General features: G+C 64.5%; 11 protein-coding genes and 3 pseudogenes. 7 read left to right on the forward strand and 7 right to left on the reverse strand.

Going from position 1 to position 14,357, the window contains the following annotated elements:
• Window positions 1-4: 4 nt before the first annotated feature.
• Window positions 5-1,327: a malate dehydrogenase (quinone) gene (gene mqo, locus RHBS_RS06065; protein ID WP_128645133.1), complete on the reverse strand. Its 1,323-nt coding sequence runs from the start codon at window positions 1,325-1,327 to the stop codon at window positions 5-7.
• A 70-nt stretch (window positions 1,328-1,397) separates the two neighbouring features.
• Here mqo and RHBS_RS30255 point away from each other — a divergent pair.
• The 5 genes and pseudogenes from RHBS_RS30255 to RHBS_RS06085 form a co-directional block, all read left to right on the forward strand.
• A pseudogene (locus RHBS_RS30255) lies at window positions 1,398-1,784 on the forward strand (TetR/AcrR family transcriptional regulator); the annotation flags it as partial.
• A 372-nt stretch (window positions 1,785-2,156) separates the two neighbouring features.
• Entirely contained in the window at window positions 2,157-3,596 is a 1,440-nt protein-coding gene (locus RHBS_RS06070) for a gamma-aminobutyraldehyde dehydrogenase (RefSeq protein WP_237669040.1), read from the forward strand.
• A complete protein-coding gene (locus tag RHBS_RS06075; RefSeq protein WP_128645136.1) occupies window positions 3,593-5,530 on the forward strand; it encodes a primary-amine oxidase in 1,938 nt (645 codons plus the stop codon). The genes RHBS_RS06070 and RHBS_RS06075 overlap by 4 nt, the downstream gene beginning before the upstream one ends.
• A gap of 28 nt (window positions 5,531-5,558) precedes the next feature.
• Entirely contained in the window at window positions 5,559-6,446 is an 888-nt protein-coding gene (locus RHBS_RS06080; RefSeq protein ID WP_128645138.1) for a universal stress protein, read from the forward strand.
• A complete protein-coding gene (locus RHBS_RS06085; RefSeq protein ID WP_128645139.1) occupies window positions 6,439-7,956 on the forward strand; it encodes an APC family permease in 1,518 nt (505 codons plus the stop codon). The genes RHBS_RS06080 and RHBS_RS06085 overlap by 8 nt, the downstream gene beginning before the upstream one ends.
• A gap of 587 nt (window positions 7,957-8,543) precedes the next feature.
• Here the strand turns inward: RHBS_RS06085 and RHBS_RS30260 are convergent.
• The 5 genes and pseudogenes from RHBS_RS30260 to RHBS_RS06110 form a co-directional block, all read right to left on the reverse strand.
• Window positions 8,544-8,750: pseudogene (locus RHBS_RS30260) on the reverse strand (MerR family transcriptional regulator); the annotation flags it as partial.
• Window positions 8,751-8,759: 9 nt separating this feature from the next.
• Window positions 8,760-10,022 (reverse strand): MFS transporter, encoded by a 1,263-nt coding sequence (locus tag RHBS_RS06095; protein WP_187298394.1) that lies wholly within the window; start codon window positions 10,020-10,022, stop codon window positions 8,760-8,762.
• Between the two features lie 50 nt (window positions 10,023-10,072).
• Complete coding sequence (locus RHBS_RS06100) at window positions 10,073-10,555, reverse strand: DUF2029 domain-containing protein (protein ID WP_128645144.1); 483 nt, start codon at window positions 10,553-10,555, stop codon at window positions 10,073-10,075.
• A gap of 1 nt (window position 10,556) precedes the next feature.
• Window positions 10,557-10,766 (reverse strand): helix-turn-helix transcriptional regulator, encoded by a 210-nt coding sequence (locus tag RHBS_RS06105; RefSeq protein ID WP_128645146.1) that lies wholly within the window; start codon window positions 10,764-10,766, stop codon window positions 10,557-10,559.
• An 82-nt stretch (window positions 10,767-10,848) separates the two neighbouring features.
• Window positions 10,849-11,445, reverse strand: coding sequence for a TetR/AcrR family transcriptional regulator C-terminal domain-containing protein (locus RHBS_RS06110; protein WP_237669037.1), 597 nt, complete (start codon window positions 11,443-11,445; stop codon window positions 10,849-10,851).
• A gap of 82 nt (window positions 11,446-11,527) precedes the next feature.
• Here RHBS_RS06110 and RHBS_RS06115 point away from each other — a divergent pair, with 82 nt between their 5' ends.
• Window positions 11,528-12,514: a nitrilase-related carbon-nitrogen hydrolase gene (locus tag RHBS_RS06115; protein ID WP_128645148.1), complete on the forward strand. Its 987-nt coding sequence runs from the start codon at window positions 11,528-11,530 to the stop codon at window positions 12,512-12,514.
• A gap of 23 nt (window positions 12,515-12,537) precedes the next feature.
• A pseudogene (locus tag RHBS_RS06120) lies at window positions 12,538-13,556 on the forward strand (agmatine/peptidylarginine deiminase).
• 10 nt (window positions 13,557-13,566) lie between these two features.
• Here RHBS_RS06120 and RHBS_RS06125 read toward each other — a convergent pair.
• Window positions 13,567-13,893, reverse strand: a complete 327-nt coding sequence (locus tag RHBS_RS06125) for a hypothetical protein (RefSeq protein WP_128645149.1) — start codon at window positions 13,891-13,893, stop codon at window positions 13,567-13,569.
• Between the last annotated feature and the right edge of the window lie 464 nt (window positions 13,894-14,357).

A 14,357-nucleotide genomic window follows, 5' to 3' on the forward strand; every position in this document is an offset into this window, starting at 1 on the left:
CAGGCTAGCCGCTGAGCAGCTCCCGCATGTGAGAGTCCCACTGTCGTTCCGGGAAGCACCGATTCAACAGCTCGATCATGATGGGCACGGCCGTGGACGCACCGGGCGACGCGCCGAGTACCGCGGCAATCGTGCCATCCTGCGAGGCAACCACTTCGGTGCCGAATTGCAGCGCACCGTCCTTCACGATCTGAGCGCGCTGACCGGCGTTGGTGATGGACCAGTCCGCCGATTCGGCGTGCGGCAGAAATTCACGCAGGGCCGCGATCTTCCTGCTTCTCGTGGCGGTCAACTCGGAGAGCAGCAATCCGATCAACGCAGTGTTCTTGCGGGCCATCGACAGCAATGAGCCGATGTTGTCTCTTCCGACCGATCGCGGAAGGTCCAGCATCGATCCGTGTTTCAGAAACTTCGGGTTCGCCCCGGCATACGGTCCGAACAGAATCGATCGCCGGCCGTCGACGACGCGAGTATCCAGGTGCGGCACCGACATCGGAGGAGCTCCGATGGGTGGCGTCCCGTACACCTTGGCGTGGTGCCGATCGACCAGCTCGGGTCGATCACAGCGTAGGAACTGTCCGCTGATCGGCAACAGTCCGTAGCCGCGCGCCTCGGGAATTGCGGCTCTGCGCAGCAACTTCAGAGCCCAGCCACCGGCTCCGACGAACACAAAGCGAGCGCGCTCCACCGGTCGACCGCCGCGTACGTCGAGTCGCCAGGATCCATCGCGATCCTGACTCAACCCTCGCACTTCACGGCCGGTCTCGACGCTCGCGCCTGCGACCTCCATGGCCTCGAACAGCTGCCGCGTCGCTGCACCGAAGTCGACGTCGGTACCCGTCGCATCTCGGGTCGCCGCCCACTGCCCCGTCCTGCCCTCTGCCACGAGCGGTGCCCATTGCCGAAGCACCGCAGCGTCTTCGGTGTACTCCATCGCCTCGAACAGCGGGTGCGCGCGCAACGCACGGTGCCGTGCGCGCAGAAATTCGACGTTGTCGGCACCCCGTACGAGCGTCATGTGCGGCACCGGGCGCACGAAGTCCACCCGAGGAAGCGTCGACCAGAAGCGCCGGGTGGTCGCGAACTGCTCGGCGATCCCCACGGCTCGATCGATGTCGACGGACCCGTCGGATCGCAGTGTCGTGTAGTTGGTCTCGCACAGACCGGCATGACCGGTTCCGGCGTTGTTCCATCCGTCGGATGCTTCCGCTGCCACGCGAGGCAATCGCTCGAGCACCCGAATCGACCAGCTCGGTTCCAGTCGCTGCAGCAGTGTTCCGAGCGTTGCACTCATGATTCCGCCGCCGACGAGGATGACGTCGTCCATCTTCCACCCCTTTCTCGTACTAAGTACAAGTCACGCTAGCACCGACTCGTACACCTGTATAGTTCTGCCGATGCCCCGCCTGACCAGGACTGCCGTCGTCGATGCCGCACTGGACGTCGCATACCGTCGCGGGCTGGACTCGCTCACCATCCGCAAGATCGCCACCGAACTCGGCGTCTCCCCCATGGCGATCTACTGGCACGTCGAGAACAAGGACGAGCTACTCGACGCCATGGGCGACCGCGTCTGCCAGGACCTCGAGATCACCGTGGATTTCACCGCCGCGTGGTGGGACCAATTGCGCACCGTGCACGAGGACTTCATGCGCGCCCTGCGCGCACACCCGGGGGCCGCGACCATCGTGGTGCCGCGAATGCTGTTCTCTCCCAACAGCAGAGCCGCGATGGAACTGAGCCTGAAGCTCCTGCGTGAGGCCGGCTTCTCCGTTCCCGACGCCACCCAACTCGCCCGCCAGGGTGTTCGGGTCGCCATTTCGCTGATCACGGAGCCCTTGTTCACCGGTTTCGATGTCGAGCCGGCGCGCCGGGCACACGTCGAGGACGAGGTGGCGTCGACGATGGAATCCCTCGATCCCCAGGAGTTCCCGAACATCCTCGCTGCCGCCCCGCATCTGGCGATGCCACGGCTCGGGCGGCGTTCGAGAAGCTCGGTCTCGACACCTTCATCGCGGGCGTCCGGGCCCTCGCCCGAGAGAACGACATTTCGTCCTGATCGACAGGAATGCACTGGACATCTTGTCGGGTGGCGAAGTCTCGTCCGTAGGTGCAGGCTTTGCAGAACCGAAACAGTCGACGCTAGGGGTTCAGTGATGACGGTGCCTGTCCTGCAGAACTACATCGACGGGGCGTTCGTGACGCCCTCGGGCACCGAGATGCTCGATGTGGTGAGTCCGGTGGACGAGTCGATCGTCGCCCACTCCCCCATCTCCGACGCCGCCGATGTCGATGCCGCGATGTCGGCCGCCGCCAGTGCATTCGAGACCTGGGGCAAGACGACGCCGGGCGAACGGCAGAAGGTGCTGTTGAAGCTCGCCGACGCCATCGAGGCGCACAGCGACGAGATCGTCGAGGCGCAGAGCCGCAACACCGGTCAGCCCAAGGCCACCATTGCCGCCGAGGAAGTCACCGTCGGTGCCGATCAGATCCGATTCTTCGCAGGCGCGGCGCGGATGCTGGAGGGCAAATCGGCGGGCGAGTACATGGACGGCTTCACCTCCTATGTTCGACGCGAACCGATCGGTGTCGTCGGTCAGGTGACGCCGTGGAACTACCCGTTCATGATGGCGATCTGGAAGATCGGTCCCGCGCTGGCCGCCGGAAACACCATCGTGCTCAAGCCGAGTGACACCACCCCCGAAAGCACGCTGGTGCTGGCGAAGCTCTCGAAGGGCATCGTCCCCGACGGCGTGCTCAACATCGTCCTCGGTAACGGCGGCACCGGTGCCGCGATCGTGGAGCACAAGACTCCCGGCCTGGTATCGATCACCGGTTCGGTGCGCGCCGGCATCGCTGTTGCCGTGGCCGCCGCCAAGCAGCTCAAGCGGGCGCACCTCGAACTCGGCGGCAAGGCACCGGCAATCGTGTTCGACGACGTCGACATCAGCAAGGCCGCCGACGGTATCGCCGAGGCCGCGTTCTTCAACGCCGGCCAGGACTGCACCGCCGTCACCCGCGTCCTGGTGCACGAGTCGGTGCACGACACCCTCGTCGATGCCCTTGTCGCCAAAGCGAAGACGCTGAAAGTCGGCCTTCCCGACGACCCCGACACCTTCCTCGGGCCACTGAACAACATCAACCACTTCGGTCAGGTGAGCGCCAAGGTCGACGGTATCGGCGCGCATGCCACCATCGTCACCGGCGGCACGCGCATCGGCGACAAGGGCTTCTTCTTCGAGCCCACCATCATCACGGGCGTGCAGCAGTCCGACCCCATCGTGCAAGAGGAGACGTTCGGCCCGGTGCTCACGGTACAGAAGTTCACCGACGAGGCCGAGGCCATCGCGCTGGCCAACGACGTCGACTTCGGTCTCGCGTCCAGCGTCTGGACCTCCGATCATGCACGTACACTGCGTATCTCGGCAGCTCTGGACTTCGGAGCCGTGTGGGTCAACTGCCACATCCCACTGGTGGCCGAAATGCCGCACGGAGGATTCAAGTACTCCGGCTACGGCAAAGATCTCTCGGCCTACGGCGTCGAGGATTACACCCGCATCAAGCACGTCATGAGCTCGACGGAGACTCTTCGATGACCTGGCATCCCCTCGATCCCCTGTCCAGCGACGAAGTTGCCGCCGTGGCCGAGGTTCTCGGCCGCGATCGCGGCGTCGGCGACGGCTGGCGCTACGCCTCGATCGAGATGATCGAACCGGCCAAGTCCGAGGTCGCCGCGTTCGACGCGGACGGTAGCGTGCCGGCGCGTCGAGCAGTCTCGGTGGTGTTGAACCGCAACGAGAACACCACCTTCAAGGCCGTGGTGTCGCTCGACGATCGCACCACCGAATCGTGGACGCACATCCCCGACGTGCAGCCCAACTTCACCGTCGACGAGTGGGAGGAGGCCGACGCGGCCCTGCGTGCCCACCCCGATGTGATTGCCGCCCTTGCCGATCGCGGAATCACCGATCTGGATCTGGTGTTCATGGACACCTGGACCTACGGCGAGGCGGTGACGCCCGAGAAGTACAAGGGTCGACGCCTCGGCTGGTCCGACACGTGGGTCAAAGCTGCGGAGGGCGCCAACCCCTATGCCGGACCGGTCGGTGGCTTTCACTGCGTCATCGACGTGAACACGATGGAGCTTCTCGAGATCGAGGACACGTATCGCGTCGAGCGGCCGGAGATCATGGGCGAGTACGTGCCTCGCCACATCCCGGAGCGAATCAGGAATTCGAGCACACGTCCGCCCTTGAAGCCCCTCGAGATCACTCAAACAGATGGGCCCTCGTTCGAGCTCGACGGCAACAAGTTGACCTGGCAGAACTGGTCGCTGCGCGTGGGATTCAACTATCGCGAGGGCATGACACTGCACGCCGTCAACTACAACGACAACGGTAACGTGCGGTCGGTCGCGAATCGAATGTCGTTCGCGGAGATGGTCGTTCCCTATCGCGATCACACCGAGGATCACTATCGGCGCACCGCGTTCGACATCGGCGAGTGGGGCCTGGGCTTCATGACCACCTCGCTCGAGCTCGGCTGCGACTGTCTCGGCGAGATCCGGTACCTCGACGCGGTGCTGCACAACAGCAAGGGTGAGCCGTACACGATCACCAACGCGATCTGCATCCACGAGGAAGACAACGCCGTGCTGTGGAAGCACGTCGATCACGACGCCGGGGCCGAGGTGCGACGGATGCGCCGCCTCACGGTCAGCTTCCATGCCACCGTCGCGAATTACGAGTACCTCGTCTACTGGCGGTTCTACCAGGACGGCAACATCGAGTGCGAGGTCCGTGCGACGGGCATCATGGTCGTCACCCACTTCGACGAAGGGGGCGCACACCCGTCCGGCACGCTGGTCGACAATCGGACCTACGCTCCCTACCACCAGCACTTCCTGGTCGCCCGGCTCGATCTGGACATCGACGGCACCCAGAACACCGTCTATGCCAGTGAGACGCAACGCGTTCCGATGGGCCCGGACAATCCTTACGGTCTCGCGCTGACTCAGGTCAACACTCCCCTGACCACCGAGTCCGAGGGCAAGCAGGATTACGACTGGAACACCCAGAAGGCATGGAAGGTCGTCAACGACAACGTCACCAACGGCCTCGGCACCCGGCCCGCCTACAAGTTGGTTCCGGGAGCGGCGATCCCGTCGATGTTCGATCCCGCGTCGCCGATCTTCCAGCGCGCCCAGGTGATCGGTCACACCGTCTGGGTCACCCCCAATTCGCCCGACGAGCGTTGGCCCAGCGGCGAGTTCGTCAACCAGAGCGGCGTCGACCACGGGCTGCCGGAGTGGACCGAAAATGATCGCAGCATCGAGAACACCGATGTCGTCGTCTGGTACACCTTCGGCATCCATCACATCACTCGGCCGGAGGACTGGCCGGTGATGCCCGCGGACACGGTCTCGTTCTGGCTCAAGCCGTTCGGATTCTTCGATCGCAATCCCTCGCTCGACGTCGCACCGTCGGAGCAGAAGCATTGCCACACCGATCCCGGTAGCACCTGTCATTAGCTCGCCCGACTTCAGGGAAGGTCCGCCCATGCGTCTGATCGTGGGGTACCAGGCAACACCGAGTGGCGCGGACGGAATCGCCCTGGGCGCAACGCTCGCGCGTTCGCTGCAGGCTTCGCTGGACATCTGTCTGGTGCTGCCGCAGGAGCGTCCGGTGCCGTCCAAAGCGCCGGTCGAGGCCGCATACGACGACATCCTCATCGATCGGGCCACCGCCTGGCTCGACGAGGCACTCACCCTCGTACCCGATGATGTGCAGGCACGCGCGCACCTGTTGTTCGACGAGTCCTTCGCACAGGGCCTGCTCGACGCGGCCAGGAGTGGAGCCTGCGGAACGACCGAAGGCGACGACGAGTTCGATGCGTACATGATCGTGGTCGGTGCGGCCGGTGACGGTCTGCTCGGACGCCATTCGATCGGTACCGTCACCAGCGATCTGCTGCACGTGGCGCATGCGCCGCTCGCGCTGGCTCCGCGGGGGTATCGGCATTCTCCGCCGCAGCGGATTCGGGAGATCACCTGCGCCATCGGAAATCGGCCGGGGGCAGCAGAACTCGTCGAAGCAGCCACCGACCTGTCCGTCACCGCAGAGTTGCCACTGCGCCTGCTCTCCCTCGTGTCCGCCGAAGAGCAATCGACACGGGGACAGAGTGGTCTCGCCAAGGCCGAGGAAGTGCTGCGTACCGTGCAAGCGGAATTGCCTGCGGGATCGGACGTGCAGCTGAGGGTGGCGGAGGGCTCCGGCATCGAGAAGGCCGCTTCTTCGCTCGACTGGCACGACGGCGACGTGTTGATGGTGGGGTCGTCTCGACTCGCGCAACCTCACCGTCTCTTCCTGGGATCGGTTGCCGCCAAGATGCTTCGGGTCGTTCCCGTTCCGATGATCGTTGTTCCGAGAGAGGCCGGCGATGAATGAGCACAAGGTAGTCGACGTCGAGTCCAAGGGCCTGTCCGCCGGCCAGCTCGGGTTGCTCGCCAGTGTGGTCCTGGGCATCTCGACCATCGCACCCGCGTACGCACTCACCGCGTCGCTCGGCCCGACGGTCACCGAGGTCGGGGTGCACCTGCCCGCGATCTTCATCGTCGGCTTCATCCCGATGTTGTTGGTAGCGTTGGGCTATCGAGAGCTCAACGCGGCCGAGCCCGACAGCGGCACGTCGTTCACGTGGGCGTCGAAGGCCTTCGGCCCGTACGTCGGCTGGATGGGTGGCTGGGGCCTGATCGCGGCCACCATCATCGTGCTCTCGAACCTGGCCGGAGTGGCCGTCGACTTCTTCTATCTCTTTCTCGCCCAGGTCACCAGCAACGACTCGTTGGCCGACCTGACCGGCAACAAGCTCGTCAACATCGTCACGTGCCTGGTGTTCATGGCGTTGGCGGCGTGGCTCTGCTACCGCGGCATGCAGGAGACCAAGCGTGTGCAGTACACGATGCTCGGGTTCCAGTTGCTGGTGATGGCCTGGTTCATCATCGCCGCATTCGTCAAGGTGCGGGCGGGCGACGGGGCCCAGGACATCTCGTTCAGCCTGGACTGGTTCGACCCGTTCGGTATCCCGAGCTTCTCCGCCTTCACCGCCGGCCTGTCGCTGTCGATCTTCATGTACTGGGGCTGGGACGTCTGTCTGACGGTCAACGAGGAAACCTCGGGCAGCGCAAAGATTCCCGGGCGCGCAGCGCTGGTCACGGTGTTCTTCATCATCGTGCTGTACCTGCTCACCGCAGTGGCAACCCTGCTCTTCGCAGGCACCGGTGACACCGGAAACGGACTGCAGAATCCCGACACCACCGACAACGTGTTCGCCGCCCTCGCCGGGCCGGTGATGGGTCCCTTCGCGATCCTGCTGTCACTGGCCGTGTTGAGCAGCTCCGCCAGTTCACTGCAGGCCACGTTCATCTCACCGGCGCGTACTTTGCTCGCGATGGGTCACTACCAGGCCCTACCGAAGCGGTTCGCCTCCATCACACCGAGATTCAGCACTCCGGGCTTCGCGACGCTCGTCGCAGGCGGGGCATCCGCCGGCTTCTACGCCGTGATGCGGGTGGTGAGCGACAACGTTCTCACCGACACCATTGCCGCTCTGGGACTGATGATCTGCTTCTACTACGGCATCACCGCATTCGCCTGTGTCTGGTACTTCCGCGAGGACTTGTTCACCAGCACCCGGAACTTCTTCTTCAAGTTCTTGGCACCGCTACTCGGCGGGGTCGGGATGGCCGTGGTGTTCGTGCAGACCTCGGTCGACGCCTGGGATCCTGAATTCGGCAGTGGCTCCTCGCTTTTCGGCATCGGGATGGTGTTCCTCATCGGCGTGGGCATCATCGTTCTCGGCATGGTCGTCATGGCGGTGGTAGCACTGCGCAAGCCGGAGTTCTTCAAGGGCAACATCCTCCGCCGCGATACTCCGTCACTGATCGTCGAAGACTGACGATCCCCCTGGACTTCGTCGACGCCCGGGAGCTCGACGCCACGCTGCTGCAGGCCTTGCAGGATCAGCTCGCCGACCCGCACCCAGGCAGGCCGGTCGGCCCACTGAGCCTCGAGCAGTGCGTTGGCTCGGGGGTCGTCGAGAACGCGCTCGAACGACCACTCCAGGGCATCACCGTCCCAGGCGTTCATCATCCACTCGACCGTGTCGTCCGCGAGTTCCTGGATCCGTGGGTCCTCGGGTTCGAGCTCGGCTGCTCGAAAAGAGCGCACCATCAGTGCCAGATAGCCCGGGTCCCGGAGCATGACGGCACCGAATTCCTCCAGCCAGGGATCGAGCCTGGGCCGGTAGACGGCATACGTCAGCACCCAGGCATCGCGATAGTGATCGACCACTCCGGAGTCGATGCCCGCTTCGCGCAGGTGCTCGATCAAGCCGACGATCAGATCGGGAAGGACCAGCGCGTCGCCTGCACGCAGCAGCCTGAGTCTGTCGCGATCCTTCTCGAGACGTTCGATCCTGGTGCTCAGATCGGCGTCGATCTCGACCAAGGCCAGGTCGAGTGATTCCTGCGAGGCGTCGAGCAGCTCGTGGACGCGCGCCAGTGGCACACCGGCCGAGGCAAGAGCAACGACGCGGGAGAGCCGCAGGACGGCCTCCCCGTCGTAGAGGCGGTAGCCGGAAGTGTCGCGGTGTGGCTCGTCCAACAGCCCCTGCTGGTGGTAGAACCGCACGGTTCGGGTCGTCACTCCCACGTAGGAAGCCAGCTCACCGATGCGCAGCATGGCGACCATTCTTGCCGATCAACCGTCCACCCCGGCAGAGTCCGGCACAGGTTCGGTGAGCTCACGCGCACCCGGACTCAGCACCGCATAGGCAGCGACAGCGGTCCATCCGACTCCCATCACGACGGCCCCGAGAGCGAGATCACCGCCGACGAGCACCACCGACATCAGTCCCAGCCCCATCGGACCCGCCACAAGCCCGCTCATGTTCAGCCAGCCGAGGACGCGCCCCCGGACGTCTGCGGGAACGCGTTCGGCCACGTAGACGTTCCAGATCGGACCGAAGAGCCCGGATCCGAGACCCATGACGAGCATCCCGGCCGCGACGATCCAGAATCCCTGCAGCTGGGCGAACAGCCAGATGCCTGCCGTCATCGCTGCCATTCCCGTCACGAAGGTGGCCCGTCGCGATCGGGCGGCCAACAAAGCGAACAGGGCCGACCCCGCCAGTGCACCGACCGCGAACGCCGACATCGCCAGGCCCAGCTGCCCGGGTTCGCCGATCTCGTTGAAGTGGCCGGGCAGCAGCAGGCTGATCATCGGCGGGGTGACCAGACTCGCGAGGAACGCGAAAATCAGCATCGCTCGCAGTGCGGGCGTGGCACGGATCAGGTCCAGGGCACTCCCGGACCCCGTGGCAGCAGTCGGGAATGCCTGCCCCATGACCGGAACCAACGCAGTCAGCACCGCTGCGGCCGCCGAGGAGGCGGCGGTGACGGCTACGACGTCGATCGGATCCAGCACGCTCAACAGCAGGCCTGCCAGAGCCGGTCCGGCCAGGAAGGCCAGTGAGAACCCGGTCTGAAAGAACCCGGCCACCGTGGTGACCGACGTTCCCGAGATCGACGCGACGTCGGCGAGCATCGCTTGGCGAGCCGTCATCCCCGGAACATCGAAGACCGCGCCTGCGACTCCCAGCACCACGAACCACGGCACCGACAACCCCACCGTTGCGCTCACCACGATCAGGCCGAGTACCGCAGTCGCGCTGCCGAGGTCGGAGACGACGGCCACGTTGCGTGCCCCGAATCGGTCGATCAGTCGACCACCGGCGAACGTTGCCGGTACCGCAGCGATGCCGGCTGCCGCTGCGATCAGACCTGCCGACGACAGCTTCCTGTCGTCGCCAGCACCAACCAGGGCAGGACGATCGTGATGGCCGAGTTGCCGAAAAGCGACAACGACGCGCCACCGATGTACAGCGGGACAGCAATACGAATGCGACTCATGCTTCGATGATCGGCATTGACGCTGCGTCAAGGTCAAGCTGTGCGTGCGCACCGGGTCGCGATGTCGCGTCGATTCGTCGACGACCGACCTGGGACTGCTGCTCAGATTTCCTCGGCCTCGAAGCGCGCGTTGCGCTTACGCATCTGCCAAATAGACAGTGCAACAACGCCGCCCGCGGCGAGGGCACCCATGATTGCCCCTGCCCACGTGCTCGCCTGCGAGTAGAGGTCGGGCTGCAGCCTGACGAGGACTCCGATGCAACCGGCTGCCGTGATCGCGCCGGCCACGATCCCACGCACCCGTGCGAGCTTTGTTGCGGTGTACATGTTTACCCCACGCGCAGCCGAGTAACCGAGTGTTGCGTAGCTGATGATGGTGGCCACGACGAGAGTCCCCAGCGCTATCCACACTCCGGTCGTGTTCGCCGCCCACGCCAGAATCGCAGCGCCGATGATTGCAGCCCAGTAGAACAATTGAAAGCCGACGGCGGAGGCCTCGTTCCACACATCCCGCTGGCGTTCGTCGTCGTAGAATTCGTCGTCCAGATCGCCGACGAATCGCATGGTCTTGGTGAATGCGCTCATGTCACTCCTCGTCTCCGAACAATATTTCGACAGTGGTGCCCAACGCTCTGGCGAGCTTCAGTGCCAGGTAGACGCTCGGTGCATAGTCGCCACCTTCGACGGAGACGATGCTCTGCCGGGAGACTCCGCAGACCTTCCCGAGCTCCGCTTGGGTCAGCCGCGCAGCCTTTCGATGTTCACGCACCTCGTTGGTCCTCAGCGCGCTGTTCATGTCAAAAGTCAAGCTGACTTGTCATTAAATGTCAACCCCTCTTGTCATCAACAATGTTCCGAGTTCGATGCTTCGACGTCCATTACCGCGGATCGAGCCCCATCAGAAGCGCCTGCAGCCCGAACTCGAAGGCATCCTCGGACCGCTCTTGCAGTTCCCCCGCGGTGTCCAGTGCAGCTCTCAGTTCCGGCTCCACGTCGCGGCTGCTGAGCCACGGCGCCTCGGGAGCTGCCAGATCCAACGCCGAACCCAACACATAACTGTCGAGCACAGTGATGATGCGGAGCACGTCGGCGGGCGCGAAGCCGGCGTCTGTCAGCACCCGCGCCAACGTGTTGTACATCCCGAACGCAGCACTACTGTTCACGGCCTGAGCCGTCAGCAGTGGAATCAGCCGCGGGTAGCGTCCGTAGCTGTTTCGGTAGCCGCGCGCGATGCAGGCGAGCGCCTCACGCCACGGCACACCGACCTCCGGCATCTCCACCTCGGACATCGCCCGACCCCGCAGCAACTCGATGATCTCGTCACGTCCGGACACGTGGTTGTAGAGCGAGGACGGACTCACTTTCAGCTTCTTGGCCAGCTGGGGCATGGTGAATCCACCCGACTCTTCGACGAGAGTCAGGGCCGCCGTCGTGATGCGATCGAGGTCGAGCAGGGGTGCCGACGGTCGTCCCACAGCATTTCTCCCGTATCTGTTGCGTTCGAGGCAGACATCCACGATACTTAACGAATCACATTCGTTTTAACAGGAGATCAGCATGCTGACACTCACCGCACTCACCGCGCCCGAGGCCCTGACTCGAACCACCCCGACCGATCGCGCGCCGCTCCGCGTCGGCCTGGTGCAGCATCGCTGGAACCCCGATGCCGCAGCGTTGAAGGCCGAACTGCTCGACGCCATCGCGGCAGCGGCGGACCTCGGGGCGAAGGTCGTCTTCCTGCCCGAGATCACCCTGTTGCGCTACCCCGCCGATACCCGCGCCGGAGCCAACCCGGGAGGCGAGGCCGAGGATCTGCTGACCGGGCCCACGTTCACCCTCGCCGCCGAGGCCGCAGCAGCGAACGGGATCGTGGTCCATGCCTCGCTGTACGAGAAGTCCGAAGCCGCAGACGGATTGGGGTTCAACACCGCCATCATGGTCTCTCCGACGGGCGAATTGCTGGCGCGAACCCGCAAGCTGCACATCCCCATCTCGGCCGGATATTACGAGGACACCTACTTCCGGGCCGGTCCCGCCGAGGACCCGTATCCCGTGTACTCCCCGGCGGAACTCGGCGGTGCCAGAGTGGGCCTGCCCACCTGCTGGGACGAGTGGTTCCCGGAGGTCGCGCGCAGTTACGCGCTCGGCGGCGCGGAGATTCTCGCGTACCCGACGGCCATCGGGTCCGAGCCGTCGTTCCCGGCATTCGACACCCAACCGCTGTGGCAGCACGTCATCGTCGGCCACGGCATCTCGAACGGCCTGTTCATGGTGGTACCCAACCGCTGCGGCAACGAAGGCGAGATCACCTTCTACGGTTCGTCGTTCATCTCCGATCCCTACGGCCGCATCCTGGTTCAGGCACCCCGAGACGAATCGGCCGTCCTCGTCGCGGATCTCGACCTCGATCAGCGTCGAGAATGGTTGGAGCTCTTCCCGTTCCTACTGACACGCCGACCCGACACGTACGGCCGCCTCACCGAGCCGGTGAACGCCGACGCACCGTACGGTGACGGACACGCTGCGACGCCGGTGATCAAATGACCACCACCGCAACGACGTTCACGATGCCGTCCGAAACCGCCCCGCAGGACAAGGTGTGGATGGCATTCCCGTGCGAGGGCTACTCCCTCGGCGACGACCCGGAGGCCAAGCACGAGGCCCGCTCCACGTGGCTGCCGTCGCACACGCTGTTGCCGAGTTCGAGCCGGTGACCGTCGTCGTCGATCCGGCCGAACGCGCCGTCGCATCGACATACCTCTCGCGCGATATCGACATTGTCGAAGCACCGTTGAACGACGCCTGGATGCGCGATATCGGCCCGACATTCGTTCATGCACAGGACGGTTCGGTCGCCGCCGTCGACTGGGTCTTCAACGGCTGGGGTGCACAGGACTGGGCGCAGTGGGACAAGGACAGCCGTATCGGCGAGTTCGTCGCCAATCAGGCTGCAGTACCGCGCATCACGTCGTCGATGGTCAACGAGGGCGGCGGCATCGCGGTCGACGGCGCAGGTACGGTGCTGGTGACCGAGACCGTGCAACTCGATCCGGGCCGCAACCCCGGGCTGTCGAAAGCCGACATCGAAGCGGAACTGGCACGAACCATCGGCGCGCAGCACGTCATCTGGCTGCCGCGCGGACTGACGCGTGATTCCATGCGTTTCGGTACCCGCGGACACGTCGACATCGTCGCGGCCATCCCGTCGCCGGGAACGGTGTTGGTGCATCGGCAATACGATCGGGCTCACCCCGACTACGAGGTCGGCTCACTGATCGTCGACGCACTGCGTTCCACCCACGACGGCTCGGGCGAGGACTGGAACATCGTGGAGGTGCCGGCTCCGCGGACACTGCGTGATGCCGAAGGCTTCGTCGACTACAGCTACATCAATCATCTGGTCGTCGACGGCGGCGTGATCGCCTGCAGTTACGACGACCCGTCCGACGCCGAAGCTGCAGCAATCCTGCGCGAGGCGTACCCGGGCCGGGACGTGGTGACCGTGGACGCGAGGCCGCTGTTCGAGCGCGGCGGCGGAATCCACTGCATCACCCAGCACCAGCCTTCGGCGAAGGATCTCAGCTGACGGTTGCGTCCTACGAGCTGCGACGAACCTCGAGCTGCTCGCCGACGGCAACGGTGTGCGCTTCGGTCACGCAGTCCAGGCGTCCGTCCAGACGCAGCGAGACGTTGTACTCACCCTGCTTGAGGTTGAACGTGGTGATGGTGATGCTGGTGGCGTTCTCGTCCACGATCACGCGCTGACTCAGCGACAGCATCCCGTTGTGCAGAACTTCGCACATCTGCCCCGGAAGGACATTGTCGACGTGAACCGTAATGGTCTTCGGTCCGCCGAGAGCCTCGATGGTGGGCTGCGGCGTGCTCGATCCGACGAGTCTGAGGTAACTCTTGTCTCTGCGCACGGCCTCGACTTCCCTGTTAGCGTGCTCCACCCGAAAGTGAACGTCCGACGTGGTCTCGTTGGTGCTTCGTGGCGCGATGGAAGACGGATTGGTTTCACACGTCGTCATCGGCCTCGACCCGAGCCTCTCTTTACATCGGGGGCGAAACCGTCCGCGTTACGAACCCGCCTCCGACCAGCCCACCCACAGCCGCAAACATCCAGGGAATCTCGATGTCATCGGTCAGAACATACCTCTCGTACCGCGGATCTGCGAGCGGACTGTTCGAACCGATATCTTTACGTATCCTTACACCCTGTATTACTGAGCGCTGCTGATTCGCGACGCGAGAATCAGTCCGCTTCGTCGAAGCCCTGTAGTTCGGCCTTCTCCGCGGCGAGCTCGGCTTCTCGCTGCCGGCGCTGATGCATCTTGACTCCGACGATCGCCGCGGCGAAACCGAGCGCCGCGCCGCCGGCCGCCCC

The organism is Rhodococcus sp. BS-15, assembly GCF_000813105.1.
GTDB lineage: Bacteria > Actinomycetota > Actinomycetes > Mycobacteriales > Mycobacteriaceae > Rhodococcoides.

Excerpts from the sequence above, each read along its gene's own strand:
- RHBS_RS06075 (WP_128645136.1), top strand. The coding sequence starts at position 3,593 with ATGACCTGGCATCCCCTCGATCCCCTGTCCAGCGACGAAGTTGCCGCC.
- RHBS_RS06115 (WP_128645148.1), top strand. The coding sequence starts at position 11,528 with ATGCTGACACTCACCGCACTCACCGCGCCCGAGGCCCTGACTCGAACC.
- RHBS_RS06080 (WP_128645138.1), top strand. The coding sequence starts at position 5,559 with ATGCGTCTGATCGTGGGGTACCAGGCAACACCGAGTGGCGCGGACGGA.
- RHBS_RS06105 (WP_128645146.1), bottom strand. The coding sequence starts at position 10,766 with ATGAACAGCGCGCTGAGGACCAACGAGGTGCGTGAACATCGAAAGGCT.
- RHBS_RS06100 (WP_128645144.1), bottom strand. The coding sequence starts at position 10,555 with ATGAGCGCATTCACCAAGACCATGCGATTCGTCGGCGATCTGGACGAC.
- RHBS_RS06070 (WP_237669040.1), top strand. The coding sequence starts at position 2,157 with ATGACGGTGCCTGTCCTGCAGAACTACATCGACGGGGCGTTCGTGACG.
- RHBS_RS06085 (WP_128645139.1), top strand. The coding sequence starts at position 6,439 with ATGAATGAGCACAAGGTAGTCGACGTCGAGTCCAAGGGCCTGTCCGCC.
- mqo (WP_128645133.1), bottom strand. The coding sequence starts at position 1,327 with ATGGACGACGTCATCCTCGTCGGCGGCGGAATCATGAGTGCAACGCTC.